Raw genomic sequence first — 281 nt, forward strand, 5'->3', positions numbered from 1 at the left:
TCTTTATACAGCTCGATCAGGTTCTCTGCATTGTCGGCACGCACGCCGTAACGAACTCCGTCAAAGCGGGCCAGATTGGAAGAGGCTTCGGAAGACGAAAGCAAGTAGTAGGTCGGCACAGCATACTCGGTATGCGGCAGCGACACCTCACTCCAGGTCGCGCCCATGCTTTCCAATTGCTTCAATGCGGCCAATACACTCTCACGCACCTCAGCATCGATACCCTCACCGATCAATTCCTTCGGCACGCCGATTCGCAGCCCTTTTACATCTCCCGTCAG

General features: G+C 55.2%; 1 protein-coding gene. It reads right to left on the bottom strand.

The features are described 5' to 3' along the window. Positions 1–281, bottom strand: a 281-nt coding sequence (locus MXD62_RS08455) for an amidase family protein (RefSeq protein WP_248828839.1), incomplete at both ends; no start/stop codon positions are given.

The organism is Frankia sp. Mgl5 (assembly GCF_023242985.1).
Taxonomy (GTDB): domain Bacteria; phylum Actinomycetota; class Actinomycetes; order Frankiales; family Frankiaceae; genus Parafrankia; species Parafrankia soli.